Genomic DNA, 19,555 nt, shown 5'->3' with positions numbered 1-19,555 from the left:
AAATCCGTCGTGTTAATCGTAATTGGCCGCTATTTTCGCTGATCTTGACTTTATAAACAATCAATGGTTATCTAATCTGTTACCATTTACTCTCAGCGTGCGCCAATGCTCAGTTGTAGCTGTTTGCAATCGTTGCTTCTTCAGCTCATGAACAACAGTGGCTAAACCACAAATTCCTTCGCTACCAAAAATCGATGATAGCTTGTCGTACTACACCAATGATGGTGCAGTTGCCGTTGATCGGTATTGCAGGGTATTGCGGGTTCAAAGGTTTTAGGTACTTCTGTTCACCATCAATGACCAACTGTTTAAAGGTTGCTTCTTTCGAATCATCCAAACGCGCAACAACCAATGAACCTGAAGAGTAAGGTAACTCAGGATCAACAACGATCACTGCCCCCTCAGGTATGGATTTTTTCCCGCTTGGATTTTCCATACTGTCGCCTTTTACGCGAAGTGCGAAACAACCCTCATGTGCTTTCCCAGTGACTTCACGCCACTCTTCAGCATCTTCATGGGCAAATCCCTCCGCTATTTCAGTCCAATCACCGGCCTGAACCCAGTTAATGAGAGGAATTCTTCCCTTAATGTCAGGCCCAACTTCTACATTACCGACCCCCAAGCCAATCTCGCCATCACCTGTGGCGAGCCAATGAGCATTCACGCGAAGCGCCTCCGCGATCTGCATGGTGTAACGAGACCTAGCCGATTTACCAGAGCAAATCTGGCTGATCGACTGCTGTTTGATACCAATGCGACGAGCCAACTCTGACTGAGTCACCCCAGTAAGCTGCAAGGCATGGTTTAGTCGTTCGGATAAAGTTTTCATAAGCCCGTATTCTACAAATAAAACTGTAGCCTTTCAACAATTTTAACTGTTGACTTATCTACAGTTTAAACTGTAACATTCAATCTTGTAACAGTTATTATTGTAACAGGAGACGGTATGGAAGTGTTCAACACGACACAAAAACATCTCCGCCGTGCCATTGACTTGGTCGGCGGGCAATCAGCATTAGCACGAGCCATCAACTCAAAACAGCAAAACGTCTGGTTTTGGTTGAATAAATCAGGGCGTGTTCCCGCTGAATTCGTTTTACCCATCGAACAAGCTACGCAAGGACAGGTAACCCGATCCCAGTTAAGACCGGACATCTATCCGGAATGCCCAAGCGAGCTGAAAGCCAGTAACCAGTAGGATTAAGGGCAAATAATGGTCAGCATTTTACGTAAACAACAAAGCGAATTCCTCCATGCGTGATTATGGCAAGGTCTATACCCGCTTTTGGCTAAAGCAAAACGTTTTGTCCTGGAGTGACTCAGCGAAGTTGCTAGGACTGTATTTGCTTACATGCCCACATTGTAATTTGCTTGGCTGCTTTCGATTGCCGATTGGTTACGTTGCTTCTGACTTGAACTGGGATGAGCAACAGGTTGCCAAGGCTCTAAATGAGTTAGAACAAGATCAGTTCCTCATTCGTTGCGAGGAATCCGGCTGGACTTTGATTCGGAGCTTTCTGAAGCACAACCCAATCGAAAACCCAAACCAAGGTAAGGCAGCCTTTCGGTTGCTTAAAGATGTACCTGCCGACTTCGTTGGTATGGCATCGCTTTTGAAATCTCTTGCCGCTTTTCAAGCTCGGCTTCCAGAAGAATTTTCATCATTGTTTATGCCTGATGGCAACCCGGTAAGGGACTCTCAACGGTCGGATGACTCTGAGAGAAGCAATAAACCAACAGTTAAAACTGTTGACCAGATACAGTTTGAAGACTTCTGGGATGTACAAATACGCAAAGAAAAAAAAGCGAAAGCCAAAGAAGAATGGCTACGCATGGGCCTCAATGAAGACCATGAACTCGCCTTGGAAGTGCTAACACGCTGGAAAGAGCAACGAGACAACCGATTGCAGTATCAAGATCGGACTAAGACCCCTATGCCACATAACTGGCTTTTAAACCGGCAATGGGAAGACGAGTACGTTCGCATTGATGAAGTACAGCAATCATCGACGAGCCTAAAGGGCAGCAATCACCAATTGAATATTGAAGAAAGCAACCGCCGCATTGCTGAAAGCTGGGCCGGACCAGGTATTCGGGAGGTTCGTTCAAGTGCAGGAGGTTGATAAACGCGAGTTTGCTGAAATTTGGGGAGCAGCTTGGGCCATGTATGGCAAAAGCGTATCACCGCAATTGCTATCCATCGCATTTGAAGCCCTTCGTGCTTACAGCATTGAAGAAGTGCGAATCGGTCTGACTCGGCATATTCAATCCCCGGATACTGGGCAATTTTTTCCAAAGCCCGCTGACGTCATCAAGCATATCGATGGCAACTCTGGCTCAAGAGCCATGGTTGCTTGGAACAAAGTTGACAAGGCTGTTCGTCAGGTTGGCGCTTGGACATCCGTGATGTTTGACGATGCGTTTATTCACCGCGTTATTTCAGACATGGGGGGATGGGTTGAACTCTGCAAGGTTGACGACAGGGAATACCCCTTTAAGCAAAAAGAGTTTTTAACACGCTACCAGGCTTACTTGCTGCGGGACGAAGTGGGTGAATACCCAAGGCTATTACAGGGTATTGCAGACCATCAGAACCAGCAAAAAGGATTTGATATGCAAGCGCCTGTTGCCGTGGGTGACTGGTCAAAAGCGGCACAAGTTTACACGAGAGGCATCGCCACTTTTAGCGCAGTGCCTTTGAAAAGAATAAGCCCGAAAGCCATTCAGGCGCTTCTCGGAAATCAATTAGAGGACAAAAATGAAAACGATTAAAGCAAAAACCGTTGCCCTAGTGATAGCCATGTCCGCAAGCACTTCAGTCTATGCGTTTCCGGGCTATCAGTGGGAAAAAGCAGCACAAAGTGTTGGTATTGATCCAGTCATGCTCTACGCCGTTGCCTTGGCTGAGTCCGCCTCACATCGTGGTCTCAACATGACTAGTCCATGGCCATACGCAATTCGCAATGGTTCAAATGCAACCTACGCCAAATCTAAGACAGAAGCAGAGCAACTGTTAAACCAAGCACTGCAAGAGAGTGAAAAATACCAGCTCGATATTGGCCTTATGCAAATCAATTTGCATTGGCACGGACATCGGGTGAGCTCAGCAGCAGAACTGCTAGACCCCATCACCAACCTTACTGTCGGCTCCAGTATTTTGGCCGAAGCAATCAAGTCTTCACCAAACGATTTAGAGCTTGGCATAGGCCGCTATCACAGTTGGAACGAAGAGCGTGCACGCTGGTATGGGCAAAGAGTGCTTTCTATCTATCGCAATATTTTACATGAACTGGAGGTCCGTCAATGACAACCAATCAACAAGACTTCTATCAATTAAATTTGGCGTACCTACACGCAGCACGCGAATTAGCGCGAATTGATCCGCAAGAGGCGGTCTTGCGCTTTGGACTTACACGCGATGTGGTTGATGCACTGATTAATGCCGGTGTTGACGACCTGCAACGAGTGGCGACCTCATCATTCATGCTGTTTCAACCAAGGGGTAATCAAAGCCAACTGATTGAGATGGTGAAGAGCAAAGGCACAGGTATCCCAAGAATCGCTTACCTATTATCAACCCTAAACAACAAGGGGGATGCATGATTGATAACCTGTCCAAAAGTGAGCTGTTTACCCGAGCCTCGCTGCTTATTAAATACGGATTTCGAACAACCATTATCGCGCTCGATACTGGTTTGCCAATCCACATTATCAGAAGGCTTCACAAAGAAGTGACTGGCAAGTCACCTTGTCCTGGTCAATTGCCAGAATCTGATGCCATCGTCAAAAGCAGAAGAGCCTTAGTTGAAGGCTCCCTGCTGATGGCGCTTTATGTCAATATTGGTGGAGACAATGTCTACAAGCAATTAAATATTGATGCTTTGATGAAGGCTTACGATGCGTACTTGGTTGCAAGAGAAGAAGCAGATCTTCCAGCTGAGATCCCCTGGAAAAAACTAACCATCAATGAAGGTTGGGTTCTAGCTCGTGATTTAAGATCACAGCTTGCATCCTTACACCGGTGTCGATGCGGTAGTCTGTATTTGACGGTATCTCAACAGCGCATTCAGCTTAAATGTCCTGTGTGCGAAATTATGGCCGAGCAAACCACTAGAGCACTTTTTGAGAACTAACATGCTGATACATAATTTGATTGTGCACCTCCCGTGCACTTTGAGAGTACTAAGAAGATGACAAACTTACTTAAATATTTACCAGCACGCTGCTGGTTTATATCACTGGGGCTTTTTCTGGCGACTTTGGCCGCGGCTCATTTTTTTCCATCAGAAATATTAACGGCATTTGCCAAGTTAGCGGCTTTGCCATTTCTGATTTGCACCATCGTTTTTTTCAGCTACTTGGGATTCAAAGCAACTGCTAGTTCTATCGGCCTTATAACCATCACCTTAGTGTTTGTAGCAATCGCATATTGGCAAGCGAGTTGGGCAATTTTATGTGTCGGTTTAGCTTTCTTAGGCTTAAGCGGACTAATCCATTTATTTCAAAGACAACTGAAAGATACCGGTCGAGAACTAAGCCTGGGCGAAAAAAAATATTGGTACTGGGTAAACGAATTTGCAGATGGTCGCTCATCTATCCTCCCCAAAAGGCCAAAAAAATAGCCAGCTCACCACAAGTTGGCTACCTTCTATTTTCAGTTCCTTCCTGATGCCTGGTTATAGGCCCTAATATCGATCAAGTTGTTCTGAGCATAATCTCCCGCAAGGGATGCATTTGAGATCACTGCAATCTGCTTATCCACAAATGCTTTATCTTCTTCGGACACACTGTCGGGGATGTAAGCGCCACTCTCATCCTTTTGACGATACTCATTTAGCATTTGCTCCCTTAGGCCAAGCATCTCAGGCGACCAACTCGATGAGTCTTCAGAGTTGAATACACGCCCCGCCAAACCTTCATTGAAAGCTTGAGCGAACACTTGACTTTGAATCGGGGTCAATCCCATTCTCTGCCCTTCGCTGTATGCTTCCTGTTTAAAATCATCGGCGTACTGTTCTAAGAACTCACCATATCGATTGTTAACTGCCGCACCGAATGCCCCAGCCAACATGGCTTCAGACTTAGTACCCCAGTTTACTTCGGAGGCATACTGCGAACTCGATCCACTGTATGCATCATTAAACGCCGTCAATGGGTTTTCCAAAGAGGTTCCGGCGTCAACGGCTGCTTTTAAGCCATCCCAGGTTGATTTACTGGCCACCGTTGCGTTGTGCAAGAAACCTCGTGAGCTAGGGTCTTCAAGTGCTTGCTCCTTGTAACTCTCATAGTCTTCGCCAAAGTGATTCAAGGTATGCAGTGCTGCATCAATATGCTTGCCACTGAAGTCACCAATAGCACTGGCGCTGTTGAAGAACATTTCAGCACCAGAAACTCCGCTATCATCAGCCATAATGCGAGATCGCCACTGAGAGCCAGCTTCTCTGTTTAGTCCAGATTGATAGGTACTTGTGTCAGAAACTACGGCCTGTTGGGCTTGTTGTTGATGCGCATTTAGTTGTCCATCAACACCAGACAAATTAGTTTGGTAAGCTGATTGAGCTGCGTTGAACTGAGTTTGAACAGTTGCAGCATCCTCGTAGCCGCCCAATACACCCGATTCCACTTGGCTTTGAGTGCCACCAAAAGTAGGTGCAGTTGATGACAAGCCTTCATTAGAGCGTGGCTGAATAGATCGTAAATCGGCTCCGGTAGCCATGGCCATAACAGTCATTGCTGCTTGATAGTCATTGTCTCGTTCAGCGGGCGTCGAGGAGTTGCTATAGGTTAAAGACTCCATAGCTGCGGCCACATACGCCTGATTATCATCAGGTAGCAAGCGCTGATACATTGGAAGGTTTTCACGTAATCGGTTACCTGCTTCAACATGCTGGTTCATATAGCGACCTAAATAATCCATGACTTCAGGATTATCCGCTGCTAATCGAGTTAACGTCGCACCATCCGTGTTCCTTTGTCCTGATAGACTGTAGCTGGCCTGATCAAGCTCACTAAAGCGGTTTGATGCCGTGATAACGTCTTGTGCTGAACTCTGAAGTGACTGATAGTCTTGATTAGACAAGGACATCTCAACGCCAGAGCGTCTTGAATCTGAAAGGTCCTTAACCATTGCATCGCGATACTCAGCACGTCGTGAATCACTTGATGCCAAGCTTTGCATCTCCCCAGTGAGCGTATTTGCGGTCGTTGACCGAGAACTGCCCTCTGATGACTCAACTTGGCCACTAAAGTTACCACCTAAATCCAAGCCTGCTCGTAACCGTGATATTTTTGGCACTCTTGATGATTCAGGCTTATCCACTCCTGGTAGGTTGCCTTGTGGGGAGTCATTCCCCCCTGTACCAAGTAATCTTCCCAAGAACCCTTTATCTGCTACTTCTTTATCACCGGTATTTGTAATGGTTCCATCTCCACCGACCCTAAGGCCTCCCGATAACACGCCCGATACCAAGCCACGTACAGCGTCTTTTTTATCGTCTCCGAAACCATACCGTGTTTGCAGGTCATCAGTAACCTGATTAACAACGGCGCTAGATGCGGAATTAGAAGAACCGATCTGACGTCCAACCGAAGAAAGGTTGTCGTAACTTAGCTTTTCACCAAAAGTTCGACTCATGGTATTGCCAACTTGACGGCTAAAGGCTTGAGTTGCCTGAGTCATGGATTCTTTTGCAGAACCGACCATTGAACCCACCGCATTTCCGACAGAGAAACTGCTTAGTAAGTTTGACGCACCGGTCATTGCAGAACCTGTGAGGGCTGAATTTTGGAACATTGACTGTGATTGCATCACCGGGGCATTTTTCGCGACATCTGGACTTGCCATCTTTTCATCAATGGCATCACCGTTTTGAAGACGTCCAGCCAAGTGGGTAGCGGTTATTGCTGAGCCATACACGAGCATGAGCGAAATCGCCGGAACACTCGACGCCAACATGCCGCCAGTAGCTATCCAGGTTTGCAGCACTGAATCCATCTGCATCATCCCAGCAAAAGATGGCACTTCTGTACCTGCAAAGGCATCAAGAGCCGACATTTTCTCTGCAACGGTTAAATGAATATACAGGTTAATGATGGCCATGACAGGCATCCAAAGTTGAATCCAAAGCAGGATTAACAAGTACTTCCCGGCCATTCGCATCCCGATTTGGCCAAGGGCAATCACAAAGGCCATCAATGGGGTGATGGCGTAAATGAAACCCTCAAAAAACGTCATCATCGGACGAACGATACTTTGGAACAGGGTCTGCTCCGCCGCCCATTGTGTATTGCGCTGCTCAATCGCTTGGTTAACCATGACGGCTGCGGTGAAAGCTTGATCATCCATATACTTGCCCGTCACGCTTTGCTCATAAATAGGCAAAAGCACCGACGCGGTCATGTACTCTTGGGTGTTTACTGAAGCCAAACCAAGGTTATTCAGTGCATTTCGGATAACGTCATCAGTGTCCGTTGCAGACGAAGTCCCCAATGAGGCTGACAGAACCTGTTTAAGCCTTGGAATGAAGGTTGATTCTGTCATGAGTTTCAGCTGGCTATAGGCATCGGTGCAGTCCAGATCGCTACTGCTACCACTGAGCATGATGCGCGTGCCATAAATGCGCGAATCAAACCTAATCGCAGTCATCGGGTTGGGGTCACTCAGCACCTGATCGAGGTTCTTTTGTCCAATGTCGATACCAATCAAGGTGCACTCTTTGATGTAGTTAAACCACGATTGCTCGATGTCCGAACCGGCGACACGATTTGCATCACCCAAACCAGAGCGATCCATCACCTGTTTTCTCACTTTAATCAGTGACTGTAAACTGGATGCAAAGCCGTATTCCGTCATGGCGGGAGTTGAGAACGCCGTTTCAAACAATCGCGTGATTTGAAAGCCAACAGTCGAAATCGTACTACCTGCGGCAGCAACACCGATGGGCACATTATCAACCACTCGAACTTGCCCCGTGTACGCATCCTCAATGCTCACTCGGGTACTGGGTCCAAACATGGTTGCAAAGACTAGCCATGAGACTAAAACGTGTTGAAAGTTAATCCCACGACCACCTTGCATTAAGGCCTGAACAGAGACCATCAATACCCCAATGAGCAAGCCAATCCGAACCATTGAAGTAAAGTCGCCTGTACCAGTGATCATCGCGACAGCATTCAGGACCTGCTCTAAAAAAGCCGAATCCCCGATGGAATAGATTTCCCACATTATCTATTCCCCCAGCGCCGTAGATTTAACGGTGTAATAACGCTGTTTGCGAATGGTCTGAATCACCTGATTAAAATGCGCCAGTAATTCTTGCTCTGAGCCGTATCTTCGCTGTAACGCGGCGTACTCCTCATTGATTTGGCGACGTGCACGTTCAAGGTCTTCGGTTAACAACTTCGCATAGGCATGATCTTCTACACCAGAGGTGCTTCTAGCTGCATTGAGCATGTCTTCAACCAATGCTCGGGCCATCTCAACAGCAATAAATGGTGCTGCTCGTGAAGCAAACGACCTAGCGGCACCTTCATTTAATGCAGAAAGTGTTCGAATCATGCCGCCAATGCTCGCGGGAGCCGAGGCCATAAAAGCCTTTTCGGTGGTGCTAGCTGCCCCAGTATTTCGAGCAAACTTAAAAATAATGCCGTTACTCGAACCTGTACCAAGAAGTAAATTTTCGACCTGAGTTGATAACCCGGTTAGGGTCACGTTAGTGATTGTCGGATTTAGACAGCCGTCTTGTATCACTGTGTCACATCGGTACATAGCGACGTTACCGCCATGAATTAGATGCTCAATAGTCACTTTATTGCCATTCAGTCTGGTCAGTTTTGGGGCTTTACCTTGGCCATCAGCGGCATTCGCTAAATCACCAACGATGATCGAGCCCGTCACGGACATAACCGCTTCAAGAAAACGGTCATCTCCCGATGCAAACCAGCTTGATGCCGAATGACGTTTCAGTGCTCGCCAAACCAAGTTGCCTTTAATCGTTTTGTTCACATCAGATGCCGCGACACTCGAAGCGTTCTCATATGGGTTCTTACCATTGGACTCACTCCAACTGGTAAAAACGTCTCCAGCCCCTTTAAGTGAGCTCAACATGCTGGCTTCTGTTTGCCCCTTTTTACCAAAAGCAGCCAGGGTATCGTTCACGACTCCCTGAGCCATTTGACAGGAATTGCCAAAATACTCGTTCAACTGCTGGATTTTCTTTTGCAGTGTCTCCATGTGCTGAGAGCATTTCTCACACATAGCACTGAGCGCCAATTGGAATGCGTACCCCTTGGCGTTTGCAGCAACAGAGCGAAGTAATTGAACAAACTGATCCGCGTTAACAAAAGACAAACTTCCCGCGAACATATCAATGCCGCCACAACCAGCTTGGAATGACGGAGGCACCATAGAGACGAGGTTTTCGTTCATGATCCTGTTACGAACAACAACACTTCCACCAGATATAACGCCACGCCGCTGACTCTCGAATACGCCAGGCGCAGTGGTGTTGGTCATTGAACCAAACAACTGATTCATCTCCTGTTGCAAGCTTGCTTGGCTCATAGATGAAAAACCAATCGCACAGGCGATTAGCGATACTTGGAATACTTTTTTCATCGTTATAACCCTCCTTGTGCACGCAGATAGCGAACAAGGAACTCAGGGTCCTGTAATATCTTTTCGTTAAGCTCTTGGGCTGACATCGCAAGTGACACGCCGGGTTGAACAGGTCTGGTGGCATAGTAAGTTTGATCGTCAATCCAACCGGCTTGATGGGCTGCGAGAATAATTCGATTATTGAGCTCATCAAGGCTCATTGCACCTTGGCCAATGGGAGTGATGACATTAGGTGGATCAACTAAGAACATGGCAGGGACAGTCGTAACGGACAATGATTGAGCTTGTCCTGAATCGACTTTGAAATTGGGAAACTCTCCACCCGGTAAAGGCAAGCCATCGACAGCAATAGCAAATACCTCGAAACCGTAGTTTAAAGCCATTGATTCGATTATAGGCGCTTGAGCGTGGCAGTAAGGGCAATCCGAACGATAGAAAAAGAACAAGCCTGCTCGCTTTGCTACTTCACCTAAAGCAACATCCCGTTGAGCGCCAGCTTCTCGGTCCATCCGATTGGCAGCGTAGGTCGCCAAGGGTCTGCGACTGATTTCATCCAAAACAGGATCGCCCATGACCACCTGCTGACTAACATCAGCAAATAGTGAGCCCTTATCCATCATGACGCGCTGAAGATAAAGATAGGCTCTGACATTCTCACTAGTTGGCTCATCAATTGCCTTGTCCATAAACGATTGCATATGCTCTCGGAACCATGCGGCACTGAAGGGCTTTAGTTCGCTCAGACTGGACTCCACGACACCAGCTTCCGGCTCTATCAGCTCATCAGGCTGCTCAGGTTCAGGAATGACCTGATACCAAAACCAGCCTTCCTGACCACGCTGATAGAATGGCCCATCACTGGCATGGGCGGGCAAGATGAATAGAAAGAAAATAATGATTGGGATGGTCACCCATAGGATGAACCAAGGTAACAAGGGGGTTCTCATTGTCAGCTCCAGAAAATTTCACAGAGCTAACATGCTAAAGATCCCCGTCAGTGCCATTGGCCAGATAGATGAAGGAATTATGTGTGTTTCTGACTAGCTGTTGTGACCAGTAACAGTAACAACAGCTAAATTTAACGAGCCAAATTTATTATTGGACCGCTTTGAGCGATAAGTGGTCGGTCAGATGAACTCGTTTTTGGACATTTTCGTGTTAGGTCCTTAACTCTAACGCATCTGTTTCGGATAAAAATTTCTATGGATTAACACCCGGTTAAACTGGTACTTTGCATTACTCCCTCTACATTAAGTCACTTGTAGCATTAGGAAAATGAGTAAGGGCCGTCTCATATCAAGTGGCGACTTGTAACTACTGAAATTATGCTGTTTAAAACACACCACTTTGTAGTCCTCACGCTGTACCCACAAAGAGATAAATTTACTTATTAAAGCCAAAAAACCTTGTATCAAAAACACACAATCCTTACATTTATGATACAAGAATTTAAAATTTTGTGATATTTCCGTGACGGAGAAAACGTTATGAAGACATTAGCGTTAACTATTCCGCAGGAAGCACCAGTTTGTATGGATGCACTTTTCGACTACGTCCGCACATGGCACTCCAACAGCTACGTTTATGAACTTGGACAACTTGAAATCAAAGTTGAAAAAGAAATTATCCAAAGCGAGCTAATGATATTTCGCGAACATTTTCCTTGGCTAAACACAAACATAATTAATTGACGAGAGTATTTTGAGTAGTACAAATTGTTCCCTAGGAGCCAAAGGTCATCTGGAGTATTCGCAGGATCAATAGAAATAACCCAAATCTCAATGGATGTATCAAAGTGAGATGTTGATACCAAAATTGGAGCCTAGATTTGGTATGGTGATGCCAAAGCGATAAGCTGCATGATATATACACCTTATGGCTTTGGCAGTAACTGAACATGTTGAATATTGATGATCCAAGCAAAGTTGCTAAAACACCGGCCATTTGGCGCTTAGGTTTTCGGCCCTTTTTTCTTGGTGGGGCGATTATTGCTGCTCTCTACATCCCTTTGTGGGTGTTAACTTGGCTCCTACCAGCATACTCCTTATTTGAAGATACATTCTGGTCGCCAATCCTACCGTTGTGGTGGCACCCTCACGAATTGCTATTCGGATTTGCCATGGCAATTGTGTCAGGATTTTTGCTGACAGCAGTACAAAACTGGACAAATCAGCCATCTCTTAAAAATTGGCCATTAGCGCTAACATTTTCTTGTTGGGCGTTGGCACGCTTGAGCTTGCTCATCCCTACACCGCTCCCCATTATTCTGCCCGCCGTATTCGACATACTATTTTTAGGAATAGTTGGCTCCACCTTATGGAGGAGTATTTATAAGGTAAAACAGTGGCGCAATATTGGATTTCCACTGATGATTATTGTCGCATTATGTATCAATATTCTCAGTTACTATTCATTGTATGTCCGTGATTTTATTCTGGCACACCAAATTTGGCAGTCGATGCTTTGGTGGCTTTCGTTACTGATCACGATTGTTGGCGGTCGAGTGATTGGCTTCTTTACTGCAATGAGATTGAATGCAATCAAGCAACCCACATTACCTTGGGTAGAATATCCGTTATTACTGATCATGCTCACGCTGGTTTTACAAGCATTATTCGAGCTATTACCAAGTGCATTTATCCAAGTGCTGCTATTCATTGCGGGTGTACTCCACCTGATCAGAGCTTCTCGCTGGATGCCGCTAAAATCTTTCAGGGAACCACTGCTTTGGTCCTTACACATTGCTTATTTTACGTTGCCAATAAGCTTACTGATGATGAGCTGGTATTTTAACGACGAATTTGCTTATCGCTGTCTGCTACACTTATTCGCAATTGGCGGCATGGCAATGCTTTGCCTATCAATGATTTCGCGAGTTTCACTCGGCCACACTGGGCGCAATATCTACCAAGGACCCAACATGCGAATCGCATTTATCTGTCTGCCTTTGGCTGCAATTTTTAGAGCCATCATGCCGATTTACTTTCCCAGCCAAACCCACCTTTGGCTATGGTTTGCAGCAGTGTTCTGGTTTGGTTCATTTGCCATTTTTGTGTACCACTACACCAAGATTTTAACGCGTCCAAGAGTTGATGGACGTCCAGGATGATGCAAAACACTTTGGATAAATTGAACGTGAGACCATCTATGAAAATAATGTCGCCTCTGAACCTAAAACTGTGGTTATTCATTTTGCTTGGTGCCTCCGGCAATGCTGTTGCAACCGATGGAACAACTGATATAGCTAAATCCTACCCAAAGCAGTACAAAACGTGGGAAGCAACGCAGGAGCAATCAGAGCGAGAAGATGTACTAGCAAACAACCCGCGAAATGTCATTCTTTGGGCAGGGTCTTCGTACGCCAAGGAATACCACACACCTCGTGGCCATCAATTTGCTGTAGCCGACGTGAGTCATACACTCCGAACCGGCGTTGCGCCAAAGGCAGGAGAGAAAGGGCTATCTGCGAGTTGCTGGACATGTAAAACTCCGGATGCGCCACGCCTGATAGGCGAACTTGGCTTTGAAGGTTATGCAGCGAAAAACTTTACCGATTTAGGCTCTGAAATAAAAAATGTGGTGTATTGCAGTGACTGTCATGAATCTGGCTCAGAAAAGCTAACGTTGCCGCGCCCTCACGCCCGTGACGCGATGGCCAAAATCCATCAACCCTTTGAACAGCAAAGTGCCACAGTTCAAGGTGCTCAAGTCTGCGGGCAATGCCACGTTACTTATTATTTTCGCCCAGAAAAGAGCAATGTTGTTAACATCCCTTGGATCTTTGGTAATTCCGCTGATGACATAGAAAAATATTACGACACTCGTCGATTCTATGAGTGGATCCATCCGATTTCAAAAACGCCAATGCTTAAAGCTCGTCATCCAGAGTATGAACACTGGAATCGCAGTAAACATGCGGAACTTGGTGTAACCTGCGTCACCTGTCACATGCCTGAAGCAATCGATGAAAATGGTAAAGCATTTACTAACCATAAAGTTGATAAGGCCATGCCCTACTTTAAGAACAGTTGCAAAGGCTGTCATAGCAGCCAAGAAAAAATGAAGCAACGCCTTACGAACTTGAAGCACGAGATAAATGCTATGGCAAAAGACGTAGAAGAACTACTGGTTAAGGCGCACTATGAGGCCAAAGCCGCATGGGTCGCCGGCGCGAATTGGGAACAGATGAATGACGCCATAATGGACATTCGTCACAGCCAATGGCGCTGGGATTTTGCCATGTCATCACACGGAATTTACGCTCATAACCCAGAGGAAGGTAGACAGCTGCTCAATAAAGCTATCGAACAGGCAAAGAGCGCACGTAGCTCTTTGTCAAAAATATTGAAGCAACTCAAAGTCGAGCATGTCTATTATCCCGACATCAGTAGCAAAGCCAAAGCCCAACAAGCCGTGGGGATAGATGAAGCAGAATTAGTCCGTGAGAAAAAGGCGTTCATTGAGGAAGAAATCAATAAGCACTGGGATCCGGTTGCCCAGCGCGGTTACTAACTAACTGCATGATATTCCCCATCCTGATATTTAGGGATGGGGAATAAGCTGGATTTTCTTCATGCCTCTGCAACTTTTTAACACTGATTATGTTTAAAAATGTCATTTCAGTCCAAGCCGCCTCGCGAGCTTATGTAAATTGCTAGGGTCAAGCTTTAATAAACGGGCTGCTTCCGCCCAATTATCTTGTGTTGCTGCCAAAGTCTGTTGGATAAACTGACGTTGGAAATCTTCGATACTGTCCTTTAATGAACGTCCAGAGAGCACTGACGGTTCAGGCGACGTGCTATCGAGAGCTTGACTAAAATCACGAGGATACGTAAGCAATTCTTGATCCAAATGACGCGGTTCAATGGTCACAATTTCGGTCTTATTGGCACCTTGACTTACAGTACGCAAAGCTGCTCGGCTGATAACATGTTCTAGCTCACGTACATTCCCAGGCCATGGATAGCGCTGCAACAACTGCTCCGTCGCAGGTGCCAAACGTAAACTGCGAAAACTGAAGCGACTACGATTCAATTCCACAAAATAACCCGCTAACAACAGGATATCATCTCCGCGTTCTCTTAGTGGCGGAATGACCACCGGATACACGGACAGGCGATGGTATAAATCGGCACGAAAATCTCCTCGTTTGACCATCTCTGCCAAGTCCCGGTTCGTGGCGGCAACAATACGCACATCTACTTTTATTGGTTTATCTGCGCCTAAGCGCTGGATTTCACCGTTTTGTAGTGTTCTCAATAGCTTGGCTTGAACGGTCAACGGCAGCTCACCTATTTCATCAAGAAACAACGTGCCACCATCGGCAGATTCCACGCGACCAGCACGTTCTGATGCGGCCCCAGAAAATGCACCTTTGACATGGCCGAACAACTCACTTTCAACCAATGTTTCCGGCAGAGCAGCACAATTGACGTGGATCATTGGAGCAACTTTACGCTGGGAACGCTGATGTAAGCGCCAGGCAAATAGCTCTTTACCAACGCCCGTTTCCCCTTGGAGTAATACAGGTAGATCTGAAGTCGCCACAACATCTAGCTCTTTCAATAAGTTTTGTACCTGTGGATGCTGCCCAATCAGCTCTTGACTAGCGGAAATGCTACCATTGTCCTGTTTCAGTTGCTCATCAAACTGTCGTAATGCCCGCATTTCACTTTCAAGTCGATTAACTCTTAGGATAGTTTCACAATACACCGCAAGTTGCGGTATGAACGCTATCTGCTCGGCGCTAAAATGGCCTTTATACAGGGAGTCAAGCGTTAACACCCCCCAACATTTACCATCGGGCCATAAACTAATGCCCATACAGTCATGTACCGGCAGCGGCACTCCTTGCTGCGTAGCTAACAATCCATCATAGGGATCTGGTAAAGCACTGTCGGGAGCAAAATGTACTAGTTTGCGTTGCGATAAAATGGCCGACAACCGTGGATGATGAGCCACTGCAAAACGGCGTCCACTGGTTGTAGTCACTAAACCTGCGAGCGCCACAGGTTTCAGAATGTCGCCATCAAGTTGTAGCAGTCCGACCGCGTTACAGTCTAACAACTGTTGAACCTGATCAACGAAACGCTGTAAGCGAACCGGCGGTGACAACTCGTGCTTTAAGTCACCAAAATCTAATGGGAATAACATGGTTTATTTTACCCCAATGGTAAATTATACCCGTAATTATAGGGTAAAATTCACCATATAAAAATATTCATTTCTATATATTTCAACTAATTAACACTTGGCACGTCGTTTGATATAGACCAAGCAGAACAGTGAACGCCTCAGTATGAATTACCCCGTAACGACGTCACTGCTTTGGCATCACATCTCGGTGATTGCATTTTCATTTTCAGGAGTTGAAGTTTATGAATGAACAGCAAAAAGCTTTGGTTCGCGCGACAATACCAGTATTACAAAGCAGCGGTGTCGCCTTAACAAGCCATTTCTATCAACGGATGCTAAGCCATAATCCCGAACTAAAACACATCTTCAATCAGGGGCATCAGAGCGCCGGTCGTCAACAACAAGCACTGGCAGGTGCCGTGCTAGCCTACGCTCAACATATCGATGATCCCTCAGTATTACTCCCTGTGGTCGAACGTATTGCCCATAAACATGTGAGCTTAGGTATTCGCGCTGAGCACTATGCGATTGTTGGCAAACATTTATTGGCCAGTATTCAAGAAGTCCTCGGCGACGCGGCCTCCGCCGAATTGATTGATGCTTGGGCGGCAGCCTATGGCGAATTAGCACAATTGTTTATTGGGTTGGAAAATACGCTTTATCAGCAAAGTGTTGATAACACTGGTGGTTGGAGTGGCTGGAAACCCTTCCGTATCGTGCGCAAACAGCCTGAAAGTGACGAAATAACATCTTTCTATCTGCAACCTATTGATGGAGGCCGTCTGCCGAACTATCAACCCGGCCAGTATATTAGCGTCCGAGTATATGTTGAAGAGTTAGGGATTTTCCAACCTCGCCAATACAGCTTGTCAGACATTGCCGGTGGTAGTGCACTGCGTATTTCAGTTAAACGCCAAGGTGCCGGAGAAACCTCACCCGAAGGCAAAGTTTCCAATCTGCTGCACAGCCAATATGATGTGGGGCAGATTGTTGAGTTATCTGCGCCAGCAGGCGAATTCGTCCTACAACAATCTTCCGAACGTCCGGTAGTATTGCTCAGCGGAGGTGTCGGTATTACACCAATGATTGCTATTAGTCGTACGTTGGCACAACAAGGTAAGCGTGATATCCATTTCGTACATTCAGCGCGTAACCGTCATGTACATGCGTTTAGAGACGTCAGCGATTCATTGGCCGAAAACGGGGCAAAAGTACATTACTTCTATGATCAAACTGACGCACAGGATCAACATGCCCGCCCCGCACCATTTGCGTTAACCGATGTCCTACCTGAAGCACCACATGATGCAGAGTATTACCTGTGCGGTCCTGCTGCGTTTATGCGTCATTATCTTTCAGAGTTAAAAGCCCACGGTGTACCAGAAACGCAAATTTTCGCGGAAGCTTTTGGTTCTGGCGGCGTATAAACCATTTAGCCAAAGGGAGCATGAGCAGTCCCTTTTTAACATTATAAAGCAGCTCAAACATAACAAGACGCTTAACTAAATTAGTTGGGCGTCTTTTTGTATTCGAGTCGAACGGGCTTGCCACGGTGAATCGCCATTTATCAACTAGTCACTTTGTAGCATTACTAAAATTCGGTCAATCTGGTAAGGCCCGAGAAAATTAGATACTTTCGAAATCCTCAAAATACAGCTCCTCACACTCTGCTAGCGACTGAATTGCCACAGTCAAAGTAGCCACCTCTGTAGCATTACAAAAATTTGGTCATCAACCATGACTCGGTAGCTATCAGCGAACGACGCCGAAACAAGGAATGGGGCAGAAACGAGTTACGCTGAAGGCCAGCTTTTGGCACATAAGTGATATTCATGAAGTGCGAATACTACATTAGCTCACTTAACTGCAAAAACCGTAACCAAAGTTTTAATTGAGCCACTTGGAACCATAACAAAGTACATCTTGCTCCCCATGTATTGCCAGAACTCGGCCTCCTGTGCATATTTTTTTGCTTTTTGGAAAGTGACGCTTTCTGGTAACTGGGTTTTAGTTAGCCTTGGGCATAGCAGCTTTGAGCACAAAGCCTTCCAAGGATGCTTAGGAGCACCGTCTGAAAGCCGTTCCACAAACCGTTCCAGTGCATGACGAGTCACCACGACAGGTCCAATGTTCGGAACATTTATTACCTCATCGATTTCTCTCACGGTAGCAGTATCGACGCAGTATTCTTCGAAGGAATGAGAGAGCCATTCTTCCCGTTTTTCCACCGATATCTGTGCTTCCTGGTAACGAGTGAGCAAGAACCTGGTCAGGCTGTAAAGTGAATGCTGAGTTGAGCGTTGTTTCTGTAACTTTTTGATGGCTCCTTTACTGACTCGGATTTGAAGCCCATTGCCGCTTCGGTTACTCCCCATCACCTCTTTCACTGACAGTAGGTGATGAATCGCATAGAGCTCAGCTGCAATTGGCTTTTGCTGCTCAGGTAGCGTGTCGTATTGCTCACCTAAATCGACCTTTAGCTCACCACCTCTTCGAAGGCCGGTCTTCCAGTAAACCGTAAACTCATCATCAATCTGCTTTGTTAACAGGGTTAATACCATCATGTTTGTTCTCCTATTGGTTATCTATTTTTCATTCTCCATGTTTTTTCAAATATGCAAGGCGCAAAAAAAGGGGCCGAAGCCCCTTGGATCAGATATGAACTTTCGGAAAGCCCATGGCACCGTAAACATTCAGCACATCATTCCAATCCCAACTTTTCACGCCGAGTGACGTTGGTATCGGAGGGATCAAGACTTGTGACAGAATGCCTTTTTGCCAGGTTTTTTTCCTGAGTTCATTCGCTGCATTCAGGCCGGTCTCAGAGAGATCGTGGTCTGCCCAGATGTACAGCATTTTCACATTACTTGGTGGTTCAAACCTAGCCAGTAGCGTTGCATTCACAACCGACCAACATGTTTGCCCCGTTGCTCTGGTTACCGCTAGGGCCGTTTCTATACCTTCAGAAACACCTAGTACTTCACCAGGCTCACCTATCGGAATGGCACCACCTGTGATTGTTCTGTCACTTGGTATCGGCATCATCTTTTTAGGCTTTTCAACCGGCGCTTTGAATCCATCTTCACTTAGGTAGATCCGATGAAACGTGGCCGAACGCCCTTGCTGAGTAACGATTTTACCTAGCAGCGCTGGGTAGCTATCGATAAACAGACCATCTTCATCATGGTAAGGCAAGCTTGGATGAAACCTCAGCACCGAATCCCATTCAGGACGAAGCCGCGTCACAATGCCACGACGATGCAAGTAGTTCCAAACAGGTTGCGCACGAGTATCTGCAAGAGATAACGTTTCTCCCCAGGTTTGATTCAAACGATGGAAAATCGCTTTGTCCTCTACCTGCTTTTTAGTCTTCCAGTCAACAGCGTTATTCGGTATTGCCCGAGTTGGTACTTGTCCGGGTTGAATACCTAGAACTTGGCCAATTGCTTCAATAGACTGAGCAAAGTTCCACCCATTAATCCAAGACAACAGTTCAAAGCCATCATGAAAGATACCGCAGGTATTACAAACGCCACCACCGGTATATTCAGCATCTTTGAACAGCCTAAAGCCATCACGACCGCCATGAACAGGACAAGCCACATGACGGCCTTTTCGAGCAATAGCGGCATCAAGTTCTGGCACCAACGCCGCCAGTATTTGAAGCCATTGGCCATTAAGATATGGCCTCACTGTTTCAATCTGTAAAGGTAACGCCATATAACCTCCTTAAAAAAAAATGCCGACTCCTAACACAGGTGGTAAAAGTCAGCTTAGGTCCTGCATTAGCCTTACGGTTAATAC

18 protein-coding genes are annotated in these 19,555 nt (G+C 46.3%); 11 read left to right on the top strand and 7 right to left on the bottom strand.

Translation table 11 applies throughout. The features are described from left to right. Positions 1 to 181 precede the first annotated feature (181 nt). A complete protein-coding gene (locus PY479_RS00455) occupies positions 182 to 829 on the bottom strand; it encodes a LexA family transcriptional regulator (RefSeq protein ID WP_000854920.1) in 648 nt (215 codons plus the stop codon). Between the two features lie 117 nt (positions 830 to 946). Between PY479_RS00455 and PY479_RS00450 the strand changes: the two genes are divergently transcribed. The 7 genes from PY479_RS00450 to eexR are packed head-to-tail and all read left to right on the top strand — an operon-like array spanning position 947 to position 4,622. Further along, on the top strand, positions 947 to 1,198 hold the full coding sequence (locus PY479_RS00450; RefSeq protein WP_000451746.1) for a helix-turn-helix domain-containing protein: 252 nt from the start codon (positions 947 to 949) through the stop codon (positions 1,196 to 1,198). Positions 1,199 to 1,253: 55 nt separating this feature from the next. Continuing rightward, positions 1,254 to 2,123 carry a hypothetical protein gene (locus PY479_RS00445; RefSeq protein WP_248354947.1) on the top strand — a complete coding sequence of 290 codons (870 nt, stop codon included), beginning with the start codon at positions 1,254 to 1,256 and terminating at the stop codon, positions 2,121 to 2,123. Next, positions 2,110 to 2,772 (top strand): DUF6475 domain-containing protein, encoded by a 663-nt coding sequence (locus PY479_RS00440; protein ID WP_275482508.1) that lies wholly within the window; start codon positions 2,110 to 2,112, stop codon positions 2,770 to 2,772. Before PY479_RS00445 ends, PY479_RS00440 begins: the two co-directional genes overlap by 14 nt. Then, positions 2,759 to 3,307 carry a lytic transglycosylase domain-containing protein gene (locus tag PY479_RS00435; RefSeq protein WP_000848909.1) on the top strand — a complete coding sequence of 183 codons (549 nt, stop codon included), beginning with the start codon at positions 2,759 to 2,761 and terminating at the stop codon, positions 3,305 to 3,307. Before PY479_RS00440 ends, PY479_RS00435 begins: the two co-directional genes overlap by 14 nt. Then, entirely contained in the window at positions 3,304 to 3,603 is a 300-nt protein-coding gene (locus PY479_RS00430; protein ID WP_000210563.1) for a flagellar transcriptional regulator FlhD, read from the top strand. The genes PY479_RS00435 and PY479_RS00430 overlap by 4 nt, the downstream gene beginning before the upstream one ends. After that, positions 3,600 to 4,133: a FlhC family transcriptional regulator gene (locus PY479_RS00425; RefSeq protein ID WP_000566753.1), complete on the top strand. Its 534-nt coding sequence runs from the start codon at positions 3,600 to 3,602 to the stop codon at positions 4,131 to 4,133. Before PY479_RS00430 ends, PY479_RS00425 begins: the two co-directional genes overlap by 4 nt. A gap of 57 nt (positions 4,134 to 4,190) precedes the next feature. Next, positions 4,191 to 4,622, top strand: a complete 432-nt coding sequence (gene eexR, locus PY479_RS00420) for an entry exclusion protein EexR (protein ID WP_275482507.1) — start codon at positions 4,191 to 4,193, stop codon at positions 4,620 to 4,622. Between the two features lie 32 nt (positions 4,623 to 4,654). Here eexR and PY479_RS00415 read toward each other — a convergent pair whose 3' ends face one another. Genes PY479_RS00415 through PY479_RS00405 form a run of 3 tightly spaced genes read right to left on the bottom strand, consistent with a single transcriptional unit; the run spans position 4,655 to position 10,563 of the window. Further along, positions 4,655 to 8,224, bottom strand: a complete 3,570-nt coding sequence (locus tag PY479_RS00415) for a conjugal transfer protein TraG N-terminal domain-containing protein (protein WP_275482506.1) — start codon at positions 8,222 to 8,224, stop codon at positions 4,655 to 4,657. 3 nt (positions 8,225 to 8,227) lie between these two features. Continuing rightward, positions 8,228 to 9,616 (bottom strand): conjugal transfer protein TraH, encoded by a 1,389-nt coding sequence (locus PY479_RS00410; protein WP_025441470.1) that lies wholly within the window; start codon positions 9,614 to 9,616, stop codon positions 8,228 to 8,230. 2 nt (positions 9,617 to 9,618) lie between these two features. Then, positions 9,619 to 10,563: a thioredoxin family protein gene (locus PY479_RS00405; RefSeq protein ID WP_248349125.1), complete on the bottom strand. Its 945-nt coding sequence runs from the start codon at positions 10,561 to 10,563 to the stop codon at positions 9,619 to 9,621. A 540-nt stretch (positions 10,564 to 11,103) separates the two neighbouring features. On the opposite strand from PY479_RS00405, the gene PY479_RS00400 reads away from it, so the two are divergent. The 3 genes from PY479_RS00400 (at position 11,104) to PY479_RS00390 (ending at position 14,128) form a co-directional block, all read left to right on the top strand. After that, positions 11,104 to 11,307, top strand: a complete 204-nt coding sequence (locus PY479_RS00400; RefSeq protein WP_275482505.1) for a hypothetical protein — start codon at positions 11,104 to 11,106, stop codon at positions 11,305 to 11,307. Between the two features lie 206 nt (positions 11,308 to 11,513). Continuing rightward, complete coding sequence (locus PY479_RS00395; RefSeq protein ID WP_275482504.1) at positions 11,514 to 12,725, top strand: NnrS family protein; 1,212 nt, start codon at positions 11,514 to 11,516, stop codon at positions 12,723 to 12,725. Further along, positions 12,722 to 14,128: an ammonia-forming cytochrome c nitrite reductase subunit c552 gene (locus PY479_RS00390; RefSeq protein ID WP_275482503.1), complete on the top strand. Its 1,407-nt coding sequence runs from the start codon at positions 12,722 to 12,724 to the stop codon at positions 14,126 to 14,128. The genes PY479_RS00395 and PY479_RS00390 overlap by 4 nt, the downstream gene beginning before the upstream one ends. Positions 14,129 to 14,230: 102 nt before the next feature. Here PY479_RS00390 and norR read toward each other — a convergent pair whose 3' ends face one another. Next, positions 14,231 to 15,769, bottom strand: a complete 1,539-nt coding sequence (gene norR / locus PY479_RS00385; RefSeq protein WP_275482502.1) for a nitric oxide reductase transcriptional regulator NorR — start codon at positions 15,767 to 15,769, stop codon at positions 14,231 to 14,233. Between the two features lie 224 nt (positions 15,770 to 15,993). Between norR and hmpA the strand changes: the two genes are divergently transcribed. Further along, positions 15,994 to 17,178 (top strand): NO-inducible flavohemoprotein, encoded by a 1,185-nt coding sequence (gene hmpA / locus PY479_RS00380; RefSeq protein WP_275482501.1) that lies wholly within the window; start codon positions 15,994 to 15,996, stop codon positions 17,176 to 17,178. Positions 17,179 to 17,607: 429 nt separating this feature from the next. On the opposite strand, the gene PY479_RS00375 is transcribed toward hmpA, so the two are convergent. Together PY479_RS00375 and PY479_RS00370 are read right to left on the bottom strand one after the other, a co-directional pair. Then, complete coding sequence (locus tag PY479_RS00375; RefSeq protein WP_275482500.1) at positions 17,608 to 18,315, bottom strand: hypothetical protein; 708 nt, start codon at positions 18,313 to 18,315, stop codon at positions 17,608 to 17,610. 88 nt (positions 18,316 to 18,403) lie between these two features. Beyond that, entirely contained in the window at positions 18,404 to 19,471 is a 1,068-nt protein-coding gene (locus tag PY479_RS00370) for a primase-helicase zinc-binding domain-containing protein (protein ID WP_275482499.1), read from the bottom strand. Positions 19,472 to 19,555 lie beyond the last annotated feature (84 nt).

The organism is Shewanella sp. A32 (genome assembly GCF_029167175.1).
Taxonomy (GTDB): Bacteria; Pseudomonadota; Gammaproteobacteria; order Enterobacterales; family Shewanellaceae; genus Shewanella; species Shewanella yunxiaonensis.
This window is presented reverse-complemented; position numbering and strand designations above follow the sequence as displayed.